The sequence below is a fragment of the Cryobacterium algoritolerans genome, from assembly GCF_004402785.1.
GTDB lineage: Bacteria > Actinomycetota > Actinomycetes > Actinomycetales > Microbacteriaceae > Cryobacterium > Cryobacterium algoritolerans.
Genome location: NZ_SOFP01000072.1, coordinates 1 through 15,497 on the forward strand (window position 1 = coordinate 1; position 15,497 = coordinate 15,497).

At 69.5% G+C, this 15,497-nt stretch carries 18 protein-coding genes and 1 pseudogene; all 19 read left to right on the top strand.

Going from position 1 to position 15,497, the window contains the following annotated elements; all coding sequences use genetic code 11:
• A pseudogene (locus tag E3O19_RS17875) lies at positions 1-239 on the top strand (hypothetical protein); the annotation flags it as partial.
• 578 nt (positions 240-817) lie between these two features.
• On the top strand, positions 818-1,159 hold the full coding sequence (gene flgB / locus E3O19_RS14535) for a flagellar basal body rod protein FlgB (RefSeq protein ID WP_134568757.1): 342 nt from the start codon (positions 818-820) through the stop codon (positions 1,157-1,159).
• A 13-nt stretch (positions 1,160-1,172) separates the two neighbouring features.
• Positions 1,173-1,565, top strand: coding sequence for a flagellar basal body rod protein FlgC (locus tag E3O19_RS14540; protein ID WP_134568759.1), 393 nt, complete (start codon positions 1,173-1,175; stop codon positions 1,563-1,565).
• A complete protein-coding gene (gene fliE / locus E3O19_RS14545) occupies positions 1,565-1,870 on the top strand; it encodes a flagellar hook-basal body complex protein FliE (protein WP_134568761.1) in 306 nt (101 codons plus the stop codon). Before E3O19_RS14540 ends, fliE begins: the two co-directional genes overlap by 1 nt.
• Positions 1,870-3,483 (top strand): flagellar basal-body MS-ring/collar protein FliF, encoded by a 1,614-nt coding sequence (fliF, locus tag E3O19_RS14550; protein WP_134568763.1) that lies wholly within the window; start codon positions 1,870-1,872, stop codon positions 3,481-3,483. Before fliE ends, fliF begins: the two co-directional genes overlap by 1 nt.
• Positions 3,480-4,499 (top strand): flagellar motor switch protein FliG, encoded by a 1,020-nt coding sequence (fliG, locus tag E3O19_RS14555; protein ID WP_174776945.1) that lies wholly within the window; start codon positions 3,480-3,482, stop codon positions 4,497-4,499. Before fliF ends, fliG begins: the two co-directional genes overlap by 4 nt.
• Positions 4,489-5,109, top strand: coding sequence for a FliH/SctL family protein (locus E3O19_RS14560; protein WP_166804591.1), 621 nt, complete (start codon positions 4,489-4,491; stop codon positions 5,107-5,109). The genes fliG and E3O19_RS14560 overlap by 11 nt, the downstream gene beginning before the upstream one ends.
• Positions 5,106-6,431, top strand: coding sequence for a FliI/YscN family ATPase (locus tag E3O19_RS14565; protein WP_134568767.1), 1,326 nt, complete (start codon positions 5,106-5,108; stop codon positions 6,429-6,431). The genes E3O19_RS14560 and E3O19_RS14565 overlap by 4 nt, the downstream gene beginning before the upstream one ends.
• Positions 6,431-6,865 carry a hypothetical protein gene (locus E3O19_RS14570; protein WP_134568768.1) on the top strand — a complete coding sequence of 145 codons (435 nt, stop codon included), beginning with the start codon at positions 6,431-6,433 and terminating at the stop codon, positions 6,863-6,865. Before E3O19_RS14565 ends, E3O19_RS14570 begins: the two co-directional genes overlap by 1 nt.
• Complete coding sequence (locus E3O19_RS14575; RefSeq protein ID WP_134568770.1) at positions 6,862-7,503, top strand: C40 family peptidase; 642 nt, start codon at positions 6,862-6,864, stop codon at positions 7,501-7,503. Before E3O19_RS14570 ends, E3O19_RS14575 begins: the two co-directional genes overlap by 4 nt.
• Complete coding sequence (locus E3O19_RS18635) at positions 7,500-9,155, top strand: flagellar hook-length control protein FliK (RefSeq protein ID WP_134568772.1); 1,656 nt, start codon at positions 7,500-7,502, stop codon at positions 9,153-9,155. The genes E3O19_RS14575 and E3O19_RS18635 overlap by 4 nt, the downstream gene beginning before the upstream one ends.
• A 17-nt stretch (positions 9,156-9,172) precedes the next feature.
• Complete coding sequence (locus E3O19_RS14585; protein ID WP_420898623.1) at positions 9,173-9,616, top strand: flagellar hook assembly protein FlgD; 444 nt, start codon at positions 9,173-9,175, stop codon at positions 9,614-9,616.
• A gap of 85 nt (positions 9,617-9,701) precedes the next feature.
• Complete coding sequence (locus E3O19_RS14590; RefSeq protein WP_134568774.1) at positions 9,702-10,892, top strand: flagellar hook protein FlgE; 1,191 nt, start codon at positions 9,702-9,704, stop codon at positions 10,890-10,892.
• A gap of 243 nt (positions 10,893-11,135) precedes the next feature.
• A complete protein-coding gene (locus E3O19_RS14595; protein ID WP_134568776.1) occupies positions 11,136-11,447 on the top strand; it encodes a flagellar FlbD family protein in 312 nt (103 codons plus the stop codon).
• Complete coding sequence (locus E3O19_RS14600; protein WP_134568777.1) at positions 11,447-12,256, top strand: motility protein A; 810 nt, start codon at positions 11,447-11,449, stop codon at positions 12,254-12,256. Before E3O19_RS14595 ends, E3O19_RS14600 begins: the two co-directional genes overlap by 1 nt.
• On the top strand, positions 12,253-13,242 hold the full coding sequence (locus tag E3O19_RS14605; protein ID WP_338145107.1) for an OmpA/MotB family protein: 990 nt from the start codon (positions 12,253-12,255) through the stop codon (positions 13,240-13,242). The genes E3O19_RS14600 and E3O19_RS14605 overlap by 4 nt, the downstream gene beginning before the upstream one ends.
• A gap of 106 nt (positions 13,243-13,348) precedes the next feature.
• A complete protein-coding gene (locus E3O19_RS14610; RefSeq protein ID WP_134568779.1) occupies positions 13,349-14,236 on the top strand; it encodes a flagellar motor switch protein FliM in 888 nt (295 codons plus the stop codon).
• Entirely contained in the window at positions 14,233-14,937 is a 705-nt protein-coding gene (gene fliN, locus E3O19_RS14615; protein ID WP_134568781.1) for a flagellar motor switch protein FliN, read from the top strand. Before E3O19_RS14610 ends, fliN begins: the two co-directional genes overlap by 4 nt.
• Positions 14,938-15,489, top strand: a complete 552-nt coding sequence (fliO, locus tag E3O19_RS14620; RefSeq protein WP_134568783.1) for a flagellar biosynthetic protein FliO — start codon at positions 14,938-14,940, stop codon at positions 15,487-15,489. It begins immediately after the preceding gene.
• The last annotated feature ends 8 nt before the right edge of the window (positions 15,490-15,497 follow it).

The following is a 15,497-nucleotide window of genomic DNA, read 5'->3' on the forward strand; positions in this document are numbered from 1 at the left end:
TCGACGGCCTCACCGCCCACAACAACCTCGCCCACCTCTGCCCAGGCTGCCACGGCCTCAAAACCGAAACCGGGTGGACCATCACCCACCTCGACGACGGGTACCTGCAATGGACCTCCCCAACCGGGCGCACCTTCACCACCGAACCCGCCACCATCATCCACACCAACCCGCCGGTCACAGATACCACCACACCCCCACCGCACGACCCGGCCCCGCCCGAGCCCGCCCCGTTCTAACCGGCGCGACCTGGCGGTAAACCAGTCAAGGCCCGGCGGTCGAGCGCGTCGAGACCGGGTGGGGATCACGATAGGCTCGATCACCGCGGGTGCGCTCATACTCAGTGGTCGAGCCGTCAAGACCGGGTGGTCGAGCTCGTTGAGACCGGGTGGTCGAGCTCGTTGAGACCGGGTGGTCGAGCTCGTTGAGACCGGGTGGTCGAGCTCGTTGAGACCGGGTGGTCGAGCTCGTTGAGACCGGGTGGTCGAGCTCGTNCCGGGTGGTCGAGCTCGTTGAGACCGGGTGGTCGAGCTCGTCGAGACCCGGCGGTCAAGCCCGTCAAGACCCGGTCGTCGAGCCCGTCGAGACCCGGGTGGGATCTCGACAGGCTCGATCACCGCAGCGAAGCATCCGCCAGTGGCCCCCAGAATGAGGCACACCGCCCAGTGAAACAGCGGGATCGCGCAGCCCCGCACTATTTCTTCCTAAGAATCCCCTTACTTTGCTAACGCGGTGGTCGATAGCAAGGAACGAGCAGGGATAGCTCAACCTCAGGCCACGGATCGGCCGTCTTCATTTGACGACGAATCGGGAAACCGTGCTTGAATCCGTGACCGCCACCGCGCTATCCAGCGCCCTGGACGGACTGGCCCTGCGCCAGCGCACCATCGCGAACAACATCGCCAACGTGAACACCCCGAACTACCACGCCAAGCGCGTCGCATTCGAGGCTGCCCTGGCCAAGTCGGTCGCAGCGGGCGACGGTCGCACGAATGCGACGACCGCAAGCTCGCTCGAGCCCACCCGCCTCGACGGCAACAACGTCAACCTCGACACCGAGACCCTCTCCAACACCGAGACGGTGCTGCGCTACCAGTTCGCGGCCCAGGCCGTCAACAACCCGTTCAGCGCGATGCGCGCCGCGATGCGGACCAACTGATGGGCGCGCATTCATGAGCATCGACGCGATCGGCATCGCCGGCACCGGCCTCACCCTGCACCGCAAGTGGCTCGACGCGGTCGCCGACAACATCGCCAACGTCAACACGGTCACCCCCACCAGCGGCAAGGCCTTCCAGGCCCGCTACATCGTCGCCCAGGAGGGCCAGGGCGTCACCGGCGCCTACGTCTCCGGCACCGCGCTCGGCTCGGAGACGGGCATCCTCGCCTCCGACCCCAGCAACCCGCTCGCGGATGCCAACGGCAACGTTCGTCGCCCCGACATCGACCTCGGCGAGCAGATGGGCGAACTGATCATGGCCCAGCGCGGCTACCAGGCCAACGCCGCCGTCGTCGACCGCGCCAAGACCAGCTACGAAGCAGCACTTCAGATCGGACGTGGCTGATGACCATCGGCGCAATCCCCGCTGTTCAGTCAGTGGCTGGCACCGGCTACCTGCCCGGCGTGCAAAACAGCCAGCCCACCGACGGTGCGAGCTTCGGCTCCGCCCTCGCCGGCGCCGTCGACAACCTGCAGGCTTTGCAGTCCACCTCCAATACCCTCGCGGTGCAGGCGGTCACCGGAAACCTCAACGACATCCACGCCGCGACGATCGCGTCGACCAGGGCGCAGGTCTCCCTTGAACTGGTCGCAGCGGTGCGTAACAAGGGTGTCGACGCGTTCAACGAGATCATGAGGATGCAGGCCTGATGCCCCGCCCCATTACGTCGGTCTTCGCCAACATCGCTCGCAACATCCGTGAATTCACCGTCGCCCAGCGCACGGTCGCCATCATCGGGGTCGCCGTGCTCGCGCTCGGCATTGCCGCCCTCACCATGTGGGCCAGTAAGCCGGCCTACACGCCCCTGTTCTCCGGTCTCAGCGGCTCCGACGCGAACACCATCGTCGACCAGTTGCGCACCGACAGCGTGCCCTACGAGCTCAGCGACGGCGGCGCCACGATCATGGTGCCGCAGGAGAACGTCTACGACGAACGCCTCAAGAGCGCCGCGGCCGGCCTGCCCTCCTCGAGCACCGGCGGCTACTCGCTGCTCGACAAGATGGGCGTCACCGCCTCCGAGTTCCAGCAGTCGGTCACCTACAAGCGGGCGCTCGAGGGCGAACTGGCCAACACGGTCCAGGCCATGAAGGGTGTCAAGACCGCGTCCGTGCGTCTTGCGATCCCCAAGGACACAGTGTTCGCGTCGGAGAAGACCGACCCCACCGCATCCGTCTTCGTCGAAACGCAGGCCGGCGTCACCCTCAACTCCGACCAGGTGCAGGCGATCGTGCACCTGACCAGCGCGTCCATCGACGGCATGAAGCCCACCGACGTGGCCGTCATCGACGCCAAGGGTGTCGTGCTCTCCGCCGTCGGCGTCGGCGCCACCGGCTCCGCGGACCAGCAGGCCGGCGACTACGAGCAGCGCGTGCGCGGCGCCGTCCAGGCCATGCTCGACAAGGTGGTCGGGCCCGGCAACGCCACCGTCGTCGTCGCCGCCGACATGAGCACCCAGTCCGCACAGCGGGTCGAAGAATCCTTCACCACCCCCACGAACACGCCCACGCTCAACGAGGCCGTCAAGACCGAGACCTACTCGGGTGCCGGTGCCAGCGGCGCCGCGGCCGGCGTTCTCGGGCCAGACAACATCGCCGTTCCTGCCGGAACCGGCAAGGACGGCTCCTTCACCTCCGCCGACACCACCAAGAACAACGCGGTCAACAAAGTCACCGAAACCCGCACCATCCCGGCCGGCCAGATCAACCGCCAGACCGTCTCGGTCGCGGTGAACGCCGACGCCGTCGGCAAGCTCAATGTGTCCGACGTCACCTCCCTGGTCTCCTCCGCCGCCGGAATCGACGCCAAGCGTGGCGACGCCGTCACGGTCGAGGTCGTCAGCTTCAACGCCGCCGGTGCCACGGATGCCGCCACCGCCCTCAAGGCCGCCGACGCCTCGGCAGCGGCCGACCGCTTCTCGGAGATCCTGCGCATCGGCATCATCACCGCCGGCATCGTCATCACCTTCGTGCTCGGCCTCATCCTCTATGCCCGTCGCTCGCGCCGGCAGAGCCGCGAAGCGATCGAGCTCGACGAGCTGATCGAGGCCCGCCCGGTGCTCGCCGCGGCGAACGTCCCGTTCGGGATCACCGCCCAGAACAGTCCGATCATGATCGACCCGACCCCCACGGTCGCCTACGGCGTCAGCGGAGCCACCGGCGAAGCCGACCGGATGCGGGTCGAGATCGATTCCCTCGCCCAGCGTGACCCGGCCCGCACCGCCGAGTTCCTGCGCGGCCTGATGGATGACCGGCAGCCCGCATGATCGAGGTGAAGGTTCCCCTCACGGGAACGCAGAAGGTCGCCGTTGTCCTGATGAACATGGACCGCCAGCGCGCCTCCGAAGTGATGAAGCAGTTCACTGAGGCCGAGGCCGCCGACATCGCCGCCGAGATCGTGCAGCTGCGCCGGGTCGACCCCGAGGTCACCGAGACGACGGTGCTGGAGTTCCACGACATCACCGTGAAGGGCGCCCGCAACCCGCGCGGCGGCCACGCGTTCGCGGTCGGCCTGCTCGAGGCATCCTTCGGCGCCGAGAAGGCCGCCGGCGTGATGACTAGGGTGGCGTCGTCGATGGCCGGCAAGGCCTTCGAGTTCCTCGATACCGCCGAGCCGCTCCAGGTGCTCACCCTTCTCGACGGCGAACTCCCGCAGACCATCGCTCTGGTGCTCGCGCACCTGCGCCCCGAGCACGCCTCAGCCGTGCTCGCCGGCCTCGACGGTTCCCTGCCGGCCGAGGTCGCCCAGTGCATCGCCACCATGGGCACCGCCACCCCGGAGGCGATCAAGGTGGTCACCGACACCCTCAAGGGCCGGGTCGGTGCCATCTCCTCGTCCCGGGACACCACCGCGGTGGTCGGCGGCATCCAGCCCCTCGTCGACATCATCAACCGCGCCGACGTCGCCACCGAACGCGCCCTGCTCGAGGCCCTCGACGCTAGCGACCCGATCCTGGCCGAAGAAGTCCGGTCCCGGATGCTGACCTTCGCGGATATCGTCAAACTCGAGAGCCGGGATGTGCAGCAGGTTCTGCGCGGCATCGACGCGGCCGTGCTCGCCGTCGCGATGAAGGGCTCCGCCGAGGGCGTCACCGAGACCATCCGCACCAACCTGTCCGAGCGCAACCGCGAGATCCTCGACGACGAGGTCAAGGCCATGGCGCCTGTGCGGGTGTCGCAGGTCGAGGAGGCCCGCGCCACCATCGTGCGCGCCATCCGCGACCTGGCCGCGCAGGGCAGCATCACCGTGCAGCGAGCAGACGAGGATGACTATGTCGTCTAACCGCGGATTCTCCACCCTGTCGTTCCCCACCCTCCGGGACGTCAACCGGGACGTCACTGGTGACCAGGACGACGATCGATCTCGCGCCCGCGGCCACGCTGCCGGCTACGCGGCCGGGCTCCGGGCCGCCGCCGAGGAGATCGCCACCAGGGCTGCCCACCTCGAGGCCGAGCACGCCGCGGCCGTGAGCCACGGCCAGGCCCGGGTCGACCACGCCGTCGCCGTGCTGGGGGCCGCCGCCGCCGCCCTCGACGAGCGCACGGTCCCGGTGCTGCGCGACGCGGAGAACACCCTCGTCACCACCGCCCTCGACCTCGCCGAGGCGATCATCGGCCACGAACTGGACGACGCCGAGAAGTCCGTCCGGTTCGCCCTGGGCCGCGCCCTCGCGCACTCGACCGCCGCCCAGCCGCACTCCGTGCGGATGAACCCCGACGACCTGGCCGTGCTCGACCCGGCCACCCGGGCGCAGGCCGGCGTCGACTTCGCGGCGGACCCGTCCCTCGCCCGCGGCGACGCGATCACCGAATTCCCCGACGGATTCCTCGACGCCCGCATCGGCACCGCCCTCGCCCGCGCGAAGGCCGTGCTCCTCGGCGGTGCCTCATGACCCTCACCTGGCAGCCGCAGGCCGCCAGGCTCGGCTCGGCCCTGGCCGCTGCCCGGCCGCAGCGCGTCGGCGTCGTCTCCTCCATCGTCGGCCTCGGCCTCGAGGTGCGCGGCCTCAACTGCGCCATCGGCGACCTGGTCACCATCGGCGAGCACGGCGAAGTCGACGCGGAAGTGGTCGCAACGACCCGTGAGGGCATCCGGTGCATGCCGCTGGGACGGATGACCGGCATCCGCGTCGGTGCCCCGGCCCGCTCGGACGGCGCCCCCGACTTCGTGCCGACCGGCAGGGGCCTCTTCGGCCGGGTCATCGACGGCCTCGGCCGCCCGATCGACGGCAAAGGCCCGCTCGTCGTCGCCGGCCGGGTCTCCCTCGACCACGACAGCCCCTCTGCCATGGCGCGCTCTCGCATCGTCACGCCCCTCCAGCTCGGTGTGCGCGTGCTCGACACCCTCACCACGGTTGGCAAGGGCCAGCGGATGGGCCTGTTCGCCGGCTCGGGCGTCGGCAAGTCGTCGCTTCTCTCCATGATCGCCCGTGGCACCGACGCCGAAGTGTCCGTCATCGCCCTGGTGGGGGAGCGCGGCCGCGAGGTGCGCGAGTTCCTCGAGGACGACCTCGGCCCGGAGGGCCTGGCCCGCTCGATCGTCGTGGTCTCCACCTCCGACGAACCGGCCATGATGCGCCTGCGCGCGGCCTTCGTGGCCACCCGGATCGCGGAGTCGTTCCGGGACCAGGGCGCCGACGTCATGCTGATGATGGACTCACTCACCCGCGTGGCCATGGCCCAGCGCGAAATCGGCCTGTCGGTCGGCGAGCCGCCGGCCACCCGGGGCTACCCACCCTCCACGTTCTCCCTCCTCGCCCGGCTGCTCGAGCGCGCCGGCACCGACGAGGCCGGCTCGATCACCGGCGTCTACACGGTCCTTGTCGACGGCGACGACCACAACGAGCCGATTGCGGACGCCGCCAGGTCCATCCTCGACGGCCACGTCGTGCTCGACCGCAAGCTCGCGGTGCTCGGCCACTTCCCCTCCGTCGACGCCCTCGCCTCGATATCCCGGGTGGCCTCACGGGTCAACAACCCGCACCAGAACGAGGTCGCCGGCATGCTGCGCAAGGTGCTCGCCGCCCGCCGCAACGCCCAGGACCTGCTCGACGTGGGTGCCTACCGCACCGGCACGAACCCGCTGGTCGACGCCGCGGTGGCCCACGAGGGCGCGATCAACGCCTTCCTCCAGCAGCGCATGGACGACCAGACCCCGGCAGCCCTCGCCTGGGACCAGCTCACCGCCCTCACCGGGCAACTCGGAGGCTTCTGATGGCACGCACCTTCGCCCTCGCCGGACTGCTTCGGCTGCGTCACCTGCAGCAGGACCAGGCCGCCGGCGACCTTGCCGCCGCCAACGCCGCCGCCCGGGCGAACACCCTGCGCCGGGCACACGCCCGGGCCGCCCTCGAGGTGCTGCCGAGCAACGTCACCGGCCCGGAGACGCTCTATGCGGTCGCCGCGGCACGGGCCTCCTCCCGCAGCATGCTCTCCGAGATGGATGCCCTCGGCCGCAATTACCAGACGGCCGTCGGCGAGGCGCAGGCCGCCTACGATGCCACCCGCGCGGAGTCGGTGAGCCTCGAGAAGCTCGAGGGCCGGCACGGCCAGGCGGTCGCCGCCGAAGACCTGCACGCCGAACAGACCATCCTCGACGAGATCGCCTCCACTTCCTGGCACCGCAACCGCAAGGGCCTGCTCCAATGACGATGGTGGCGATGCTGAGCCGGGTCAGCGACATCCGTGCCACCCTGGATCAGCTCTCGAGCGTGGTCGCCCCCACGAAGTCGACGGCCACGACCGCCGCGGGCAGCGTGTCGTCGAGCACGTTCGCGGATGCCCTGGCCTCCGCCTCCGCCTCCGGCCCCGCCCAGGCCGGCACGGTCACCGCGAACCCCGGCAGCGCGACCGGCGCCGGGGTGGTGAAGGCCGCGGAGAAGTACCTCGGCGTTCCTTATGTCTTCGGCGGCGAAGACCGGAGCGGCATGGACTGCTCCGGACTCGTGCAGAAGGTCTACGCGGACATGGGCATCGCGGTGCCGCGCCTCGTCTCCGGCCAGATGAAGATCGGCACCGAGGTTGCCTCGTTGGCCGAGGCCAAACCGGGCGACCTCATCGTCACCGGCGGCGGCGACCACATCCTCATCTACGCCGGCGACCACAAGGTCATCCACGCGCCATACGAGGGCCGCACGGTCAGCAAGGTCGAGGCCTACATGGACGACTCCGAGATCACCACGATCCGCCGCGTCATCCCCGATGTCCCGGCGGCCACGAGCACGGCAGGCACGACCGACCTCGTCACCGCGGCCTTCGCCAAGCTGATGAAGGGCGGTTCCCGATGAATTCGGCTCTCCTCCGCTCGGCCGCCCCGGCCGTTTCCCCGCCCTCGTCCCGCGGCCAGGGCGGCACCACGTCCGGGGCCGGTGCGGCTGCCGGAGCCGGCGCGTTCGCGTCGATCATGCAGGGCACCCTCGACGCACGCGACGGGGTGGCAAGCCGCGGCGCCCGCTACGAGCCGGCCACGAATGCCGCCCCCGACCGGTCCGCGGACCGCCCTGTGGAGCGCCCGGTGGAGCGCACTCCGAACCGCACTGCGAACCCTGCTTCGCCGGCACAGCGCCCCCAGCCGGACGCAGGCAAGCCGGACGCAGGTAAGCCGGACGCAGGCAAGCCGGACGCAGGTAAGCCGGACGCAGGCAAGCCGATCCACCGAGGGAGAGCAGACGCCGCAGCAGCCCCGATGCCGTCCACGATCGCGCCCGCTTCCTTCGTTACCCTTGCTCCGGTCTCCGCGCCGCTGCCGGTCGCCGCCGGAACACAGGCCCCGTCTGATGAGGCAGGTTCCCCTGACACTCCGGACGACTCAGCTCTTGTCGTCACTACAACCGTCCCGGCGATGCCCGCGACGGCCGCCGGCCTTGACCTGTCCGCCCAGTCACGGCCCGCAGGCACCATGTCGGATGGCACCGCCTCCAACAACGCCGGATCGGACAACGCCGGATCGGACAACGCCGAATCGGACAAGGCCGAGGTCGTCGGCGCTTGCGCTGCGACCCCCGTCGGCGATGCGGGCGCGAGCGCGGCCGCCGCCGCCGCCGCAGTCCCGGCTTCAGCCTCGGTCGCCGTCGCCGGAGCCGTTCCGGCTCTCCGAACCGCTGCCGAACCGACGTCTACCGCAGCCGCGACGGAAACTGCCGAAACCGCTGGCGTCGACGCTGCCGCAGGTTCTACCGCAGCACGCACCATCGACGCGACCGCGACCGGTGTGGGAACGGCTGCGCCGGGAACTTCAGCGGGAGCACCGACCGGACCCGCGGCCCAGAACGGTTCACCGGCCGCGACCGGCATGGCCACCGGCACCACGGCCCTTTCCGGGCTCGTTCCAGTCAGGACGGCCGCGGACTTCGGTGCGGCCGTCGCCGGCGCCGCCGCCCGCATCGATACCGAAGCCGCGGCTCCGGTCGACAAGGCCGCTGCCCCCGGAACCGTGGCGGTTCCGGCCGGCTCCGTCGTCACCCCAGCGCCGACCGTGACGCCCGCTGCTGCCGCGGCGGCACCGGCGCCCGCAGCGGCCGTTCCGACCGTGCCGCTGGCGGCCCAGGTTGCCCGGCCGTTGTTCAACCTGGCCGGGGCCGTCAACGGCGACCACGTTCTCACGATCAGTGTCAGCCCCGACAACCTCGGGCCGGTCACCGTGCGCGCCCACGTGAACGGCGACAACATCCGGGTCGAGCTCTTCGCCCCGACCGACCTGGCCAGGGACGCCCTGCGCGCCATCCTTCCCGACCTGCGCCGCGACCTCTCGGGTGGCGGGCTCCCCGCCCACCTGGACCTGTCCGCGAACGACTCGCCCTCCGACCCGTCGGCGAACCGTCAGGACCGGCAGCAGCCCGATGCCCGCACCGAACGCGGCCGAGGCGCCGGCGAAGCCGCCCCGGAGCGCTTCCGTGCCCCCGTCTTCGGGAGCACACACACCATCGACATCCTGGCCTGAGCAGAAGAGAGAACATCGTGACCATCGACGCAGTTGCCGCCCCGGTAGCCACCGGCATGTACACCACCACACCCACCCGGGCGCCCAAGCAGACCCTCGACTCCGAGGCCTTCATGTCGCTGCTGGTGACCCAGCTGCGCAACCAGGATCCGAGCTCACCCATGGACACGAACCAGATGATCGCCCAGACGACGCAGCTGGCGATGATGGAGAAGCTCTCCGCGCTGTCGACCACGGCAGACGAGAACTTCTCGCTGCAGATGCGCGTGGCCGCCGCGGCCCTCGTCGGCCAGGACGTCACCTACACGAAGGCCGATGGCACGAGCGCCACAGGCACCGCCTCCGCCGTCTCCTACGCCGGCAAGGTTCCCCAGGTCACCATCAACGGCACGAGCGTGGCTCTGGATGCGATCTCCGGCGTCACAGCCCATCCGGCGGCGACACCCACGGTGACCGCCTGACCGCGGCCCGCACAGCCGGGCCCCGCCAACTCAACAGCTCCCCTCACCTTTTCAGACTCCCTCCCCTTCAGAAAGGCAGCATCCCATGCTTCGTTCCCTGTACTCCGGCATCTCCGGCCTTCGCTCGCACCAGACCATGCTCGACGTCACCGGCAACAACATCGCCAACGTCAACACCACCGCGTTCAAGGCCTCGGCCACCCAGTTCCAGGACACCCTCTCGCAGCTGAGCCAGGGTGCCGGCGGCCCGCAGGCCGAGGTCGGCGGCACCAACCCGGCCCAGGTCGGACTCGGCGTCAAGGTGGCCGGCATCTCCACCAACTTCGCCCAGGGCTCCTCGCAGGCCACTGGCAAGGCCACCGACATCATGATCTCGGGCGACGGATTCTTCGTCACCCAGCTCGGCGGCGAAACCCTCTACAGCCGGGCCGGCGCATTCGACTTCGACGCCCAGGGCCGCCTGGTCTCGCCGGCCGGCGCGATCGTGCAGGGCTGGAACGGCGTCAAGGGAGTCATCAACCAGGGCGGTGCCATCGGCAACATCACCCTGCCGCTGCAGTCGATCATCCCGGCGAACCCGACAAAGAATGCGCTCATGGGTGGCAACCTGCCGTCCGACGCTGTGGTTGGCACTGCTCTCCTTCGCGACGTGAAGATCTACGACGCATCCGGTGCCCCCAGCACTCTGTCGCTCACCTTCACAAATGCCGGCGCGGGCGCCTGGAACGTGTCGGGCGTCGCTGGCGGCGCGACTGCGACGCAAACTCTCTCCTTCACAGGGGGCAAGCAGACCCCTCCTGCGGCTGACCTGATGGTCGTCACCGCAACCGGTGACAACGTGAAGGTCGAGTTGGGCAAGCTCGAGGGCTTCGCCGGGCTCACCACCGCCACGATCAACTCGCAGGACGGCGCCGCCGCCGGCACGCTCCAGTCCTTCACTCTCGGCAAGGACGGCACCCTGGTGGGCCTGTTCAGCAACGGCGGACAGGCATCCATCGGCCGGATCGCCCTCGCCACCTTCGCCAACCCGGGCGGACTCGAGAAGGCCGGCTCCTCCGAGTACCGCGCCACCTTCAACTCCGGCAACGCCGCCCTCGGCGCCCCCGGCAGTGGCGGCCTCGGCTCGCTCACGGGGGGAGCGCTCGAGATGTCGAACGTCGACCTCTCTCAGGAGTTCACGAACCTGATCGTCGCCCAGCGCGGCTTCCAGGCCAACGCCCGCATCATCACCACCTCGGACGAGGTTCTGCAGGAGCTCACCAACCTCAAGCGGTAGCAAGGACTGAGGGGCGGGCCGGATCGGTCCTCGTGAGAGGATCCGGATCCAACCCGCAGAGGCGCTGATTTATCGCCGAGCTGTGAGTTCTGCACGGTTTTCCTGCCCTAATTAGTGCTCAAGTCACAGTTCAGCGAGGGCCCACCGCTTCCGGTCGCGGCCGACAACTAACGGCCGGGGCACGGCGACCGACAGTGGTTCACGACGGTTACTTGAACCGTCCGGAGACCAGGGACGGGCCCGATGATCGTTGTGACGCGGCTGAACGGCAGCCAGTTTGCGATCAACCCCGATCTGATCGAGCGCATCCACGCAAGCCCCGACACCACCCTGGTGATGGTCGACGGTGCCAAGTTCATCGTCACGGAGGGCCTCGAAGAGGTGATCGAGAAGATCGCCCGCTTCCGAGCCCACGTTATCTCCCTCGCCTACCTCACCTCGGACGCCGATTACAGCACCGGCGCCAGACCGCTCGAAATCGTCAGCGGTCCGCACGCGATCGAAGACCCTACCCAGCCGGGCGGCGCGCTGCCCCACCGACCGCGGAGGCTCTGATGGATCCCGCAACCCTGATCGGCATCGCTCTCGCCTTCGGCTCGCTCTTCGCCATGATCACGATCGAGGGTGGCCATGTCTCCTCGATCCTGCTGCCTGCCCCGATGGTGCTCGTCTTCGGCGCCACCATCGCAGTCGGCATCGCCGGAGGAACGATCCGCGACGCGATCTCGGCGTTCAAGGCCGTGCCCGGCGCCTTCGTCGGCAGGACCACCCCGCCGCAGCAGGTCATCGACCAGATCGTCGGTTTGGCCGAGAAGGCCCGCAGCGCCGGCCTGCTCGCCCTCGAGCAGGAGGCCGACAACGTCGACGACCCTTTCCTGCGCGGCGCCCTGCAGAACATCGCCGACGGCACCGACGGTGACGAACTGCGCATCCTGCTCGAAGACGAGCTGGCCACCCGGACCAAGGCCAGCCGCAACGCCGCCAAGTTCTTCACCAGCCTCGGCGGCTATGCGCCCACCGTCGGCATCATCGGCACCGTCATCTCCCTGACCCACGTGCTCGAGAAGCTCGACACGCCCTCGACCCTCGGCCCTCTGATCGCGGCCGCCTTCGTCGCCACCCTCTGGGGTCTCCTCTCCGCGAACTTCCTCTGGCTGCCGATCGGCAACCGGCTCAAGCGCCTCTCCGACATCGAGGTCGAGCGGATGACGCTCCTGCTCGAGGGTGCCCTCGCGGTGCAGGCTGGAAGCCAGCCTCGCCTCCTCGGCGAACGACTGCGAGCCATGGTGCCGGCGGAATCCTCCAAGTCGACGAAGGCGGGCAAGACAGACAAGGCGGCCAAGTCCCTGCCCAAGGCGGCGTGAGCGGGCACGGCCGGGGGCGCGGCCGCAGCCGGAGCCTCGAAGAGGAACACGTCGAGCACGTCGATGAGCGCTGGATGGCGTCCTATATGGACATGGTCACCGTGCTGATGTGCATGTTCATCGTGCTGTTCGCCATGTCATCGGTCGACCAGTCCAAGTTCGTGCAGCTGAAGAACTCTCTCGCGACCGGTTTCGGCGCCACCGACGTCGGCAAGGTCGACACGGCCAAGGGCGTCATCGTCACAAAAGAGAAGGCCAAACAGGGCGAAGCGACCGGTCTCACCGACCTGCAGTTGGCGACGTCGGAGGTCGGCAAACTCAAAGCGGCCCGGAAGTCCCTGCAGGATGCCGTGGATGCCAAGGGCATCGGCAGCCAGGTGCAGTTTGTCATTGATTCCCGCGGCCTCACGGTCGGCCTGATCGGTTCCGAGGCGTTCTTCGCCCCGAACCTCGCTGACCTCAGTGCCCAGGCGGTACAGGTGCTTGACACGATCGCGCCGATCCTCGCTGCCCAGCCCAACGAGGTGAAGATCGAGGGCCACGCCGACCGGCATGGCGTCACGGTCAACTTCCCGACCGACTGGGAGCTCTCCTCCGGCCGGGCGACGGCGGTGCTGCGCCGGCTGGTCGAGTTCGGCGCAATCGCGCAGGAACGCATTTCGGCCGTCGGCTACGGTTCGGCCAGGCCGGTTGCGACCGGTACCGAGCTCGCCGCGATGGCGCAAAACCGCCGGGTCGACGTGGTCATGCTCTCCAGCCAGCCGGAGGCCGTCCGTTCGCTGATCCCGTCGGTGCTGGACGGAACGGCCCTCAATCCCGCACCCGCAGCGTCAGCCGATCCTGCCGCGGTGCCCGCTGCGGTGCCTGCCGCGGTGCCTGCCGCGGTGCCCGCGGCATCCGCCGATTCGACCACGACCACCACAAAAACCGCGACGTCCACCACGACCACCACGACGGGGAAGACCACCGCGAAGACCGGACACTGATCACGGCAACCGGCCACGACGACCCGGAAGATGAGTTTCGCGCCGACTCCTAACGCGCGCAGTTCGGCGACCGATAGTCGTTGTCGTGACGGTCCAGGAACAAGCAGTGATTGGTGTGCCCGCTTCGGCGGCGCGCACGGTCGAGGTGTACGACTTTCGTCGCCCGACAACCCTCGCCCGCGAGCACTCCCGCGTTTTGGAACTCGCCTTCGAGACCTTCGCCCGCCAGTGGGGTACCCAGCTCACCGCCAAGGTTCGGGTGCTCTCGCAGGTGACCTGTGACAGCGTGATCATGCGCAGCTACGACGAGTACGCGTCATCTCTTCCGGCGACGACGGCGATGGTGCTCTGCCCGGTCACCGGGTTCAGCGCCAAGGCCGTCATCCAGTTCCCCGCGGCCGCCGCGCTGTCCTGGGTGAGCCACATGCTCGGCGGCTCGGGCAGCACATCCGCCCCCGAACGCACCTTCACCCAGATCGAACAGGCGCTCGTGCGGCGGCTGATGGACGACGCCCTCGAGGACTTGCGCTACTGCCTCGGTGCCCTGCTCGTCGCGCCGATCGTGGTCGGGGGTATCCAGTACAACTCGCAGTTCGCCCAGGCCGCGGCCACCGGCGACCTGATGATCGTCGCGACCTTCTCCATGCGGGTCGGCGAATCGACCGCCACCGCGACCCTCGCCCTCCCGGCCGACACGCTTCTGCCCCAGCTCGGTGAGACGAACCCGACCAGCAACGCCGGAAACCCGGAAGATCTCCTGCACGCACAGCTCGCCTGGGTGCCGGTGGACGTCGCCCTGCAGCTCACACCGATCCGCGTGTTGCCGAGCGTCATCCTGGGCCTGGCGGTCGGGGACGTCCTCTCCATTTCCCATTCCAAGCACCGCCCGCTCGACGTTGTCGTCGACGGCCAGCCGCTCGCACGCGCCGCCGTTGGTTCCAACGGCTCCCGCCTGGCCTGCATCGTCATCGACACCGAGGAGACCTTCGCATGACCACCACCACCACCGCGATGCCTGCCGCCGCCGTCGACGCCCTGATCGGGCTCCTGCCGACCCCGACGTCCCTGCAGGCCGTGCCGTGCTCCGGCGCGGCCCTGGCCGGCCGGCTGGGCGCCGCGGTCGTCGCCTCCTTCGTCGGGGTGACCTCGGCGGACATCGCCGTCGTGCTGGCAGACCCGGCGTCGCTCGACGCCGCGGCCGGAGCCGAATCCGCCCTGGTCTCCAGCCAGGACGTGCTGCGCCCGGCGCTCGAGGGTGCCGCGGGCGCCTTCGGGGTCGGCGTGCTGGGGGAGACCAGGGTCGAAGACGCGACCGCGCTGTTCGCGGATGCCGACACCGTCGTCTACGAACTGACCGGCGCAGGCGCCGTCACCGGCTGGTTCGCGATCCGGCTGCGCGACAACGGAACCATCGGCTCCACCGGCCGCGGGCCCGGTTCGGTGGTCGGCAAGCTCGGCCGCATCAACAGCGTCGAAATGGCCCTCACTGTCGAAATCGGTCGCACCCGGATGTCCGTGCGGGACGTGCTCGCGCTGGAACCCGGGGCGGTCATCGAACTCGACCGCTCGGCAGGGGCCCCCGCCGATATCCTGCTCAACGGCAGGTTGATCGCGCACGGTGAGATCGTCGTAGTCGACCAGGACTACGCCGTGCGCATCACTCAGATCCTCGACGTGGCCGAGAGCCTGACCTAGGTGGACACGCTCCTCGTCGCTCTGCGGGTTGCCCTCTCCCTGGCCGCTGTGCTCGGGTTGCTCTGGGTCCTTCAGCGACGCCTGACCCGTGGCGCCCGGGCGACGCGAAGCCAGAACCTCGTCACCGTGGTCGGCCGCCAGGGCCTCGGCCAGAAGGCATCCGTCGTCGTCGTCGATATCGACGGCCGCCGGTTCGTGCTCGGCGTGACGGAACAGTCCGTGAACGTGCTGCACGGCGGCGACAACTCGTCCGCTGTCGACGCCGCAATGACGAGCGACTCGGTGGCCGCCGGAACGGCAGGGGACTCGGTCTTCGCTCGCTCGCTCAACGCGGCCTCGACCGGCGCCGCGGCCTCGACCGGTGCCGCGGAGAATGCGGCGCACACCTCAGACGCCGACTTCGAGCCGGCCCCGCCGCTCATCCTGCGACCGCGCCACGGCGCTGCGGCCCGTGCCGCCGCAGGCCGGACCAATCAGAGCCGCCTGGGTGGCTCCATCCTCTCGCCGGCGACGTGGCAGCAGACCGCAGCCGCCCTCCGGCAGGGACGGTGAACCCGGCA

Bases quoted from the DNA above. Each gene is read 5' to 3' on its own strand.
- E3O19_RS14540 (WP_134568759.1), top strand. From the start codon at position 1,173: ATGAGCATCGACGCGATCGGCATCGCCGGCACCGGCCTCACCCTGCAC.
- fliE (WP_134568761.1), top strand. From the start codon at position 1,565: ATGACCATCGGCGCAATCCCCGCTGTTCAGTCAGTGGCTGGCACCGGC.
- fliF (WP_134568763.1), top strand. From the start codon at position 1,870: ATGCCCCGCCCCATTACGTCGGTCTTCGCCAACATCGCTCGCAACATC.
- fliG (WP_174776945.1), top strand. From the start codon at position 3,480: ATGATCGAGGTGAAGGTTCCCCTCACGGGAACGCAGAAGGTCGCCGTT.
- E3O19_RS14560 (WP_166804591.1), top strand. From the start codon at position 4,489: ATGTCGTCTAACCGCGGATTCTCCACCCTGTCGTTCCCCACCCTCCGG.
- E3O19_RS14565 (WP_134568767.1), top strand. From the start codon at position 5,106: ATGACCCTCACCTGGCAGCCGCAGGCCGCCAGGCTCGGCTCGGCCCTG.
- E3O19_RS14570 (WP_134568768.1), top strand. From the start codon at position 6,431: ATGGCACGCACCTTCGCCCTCGCCGGACTGCTTCGGCTGCGTCACCTG.
- E3O19_RS14575 (WP_134568770.1), top strand. From the start codon at position 6,862: ATGACGATGGTGGCGATGCTGAGCCGGGTCAGCGACATCCGTGCCACC.
- E3O19_RS18635 (WP_134568772.1), top strand. From the start codon at position 7,500: ATGAATTCGGCTCTCCTCCGCTCGGCCGCCCCGGCCGTTTCCCCGCCC.
- E3O19_RS14590 (WP_134568774.1), top strand. From the start codon at position 9,702: ATGCTTCGTTCCCTGTACTCCGGCATCTCCGGCCTTCGCTCGCACCAG.
- E3O19_RS14595 (WP_134568776.1), top strand. From the start codon at position 11,136: ATGATCGTTGTGACGCGGCTGAACGGCAGCCAGTTTGCGATCAACCCC.
- E3O19_RS14600 (WP_134568777.1), top strand. From the start codon at position 11,447: ATGGATCCCGCAACCCTGATCGGCATCGCTCTCGCCTTCGGCTCGCTC.
- fliN (WP_134568781.1), top strand. From the start codon at position 14,233: ATGACCACCACCACCACCGCGATGCCTGCCGCCGCCGTCGACGCCCTG.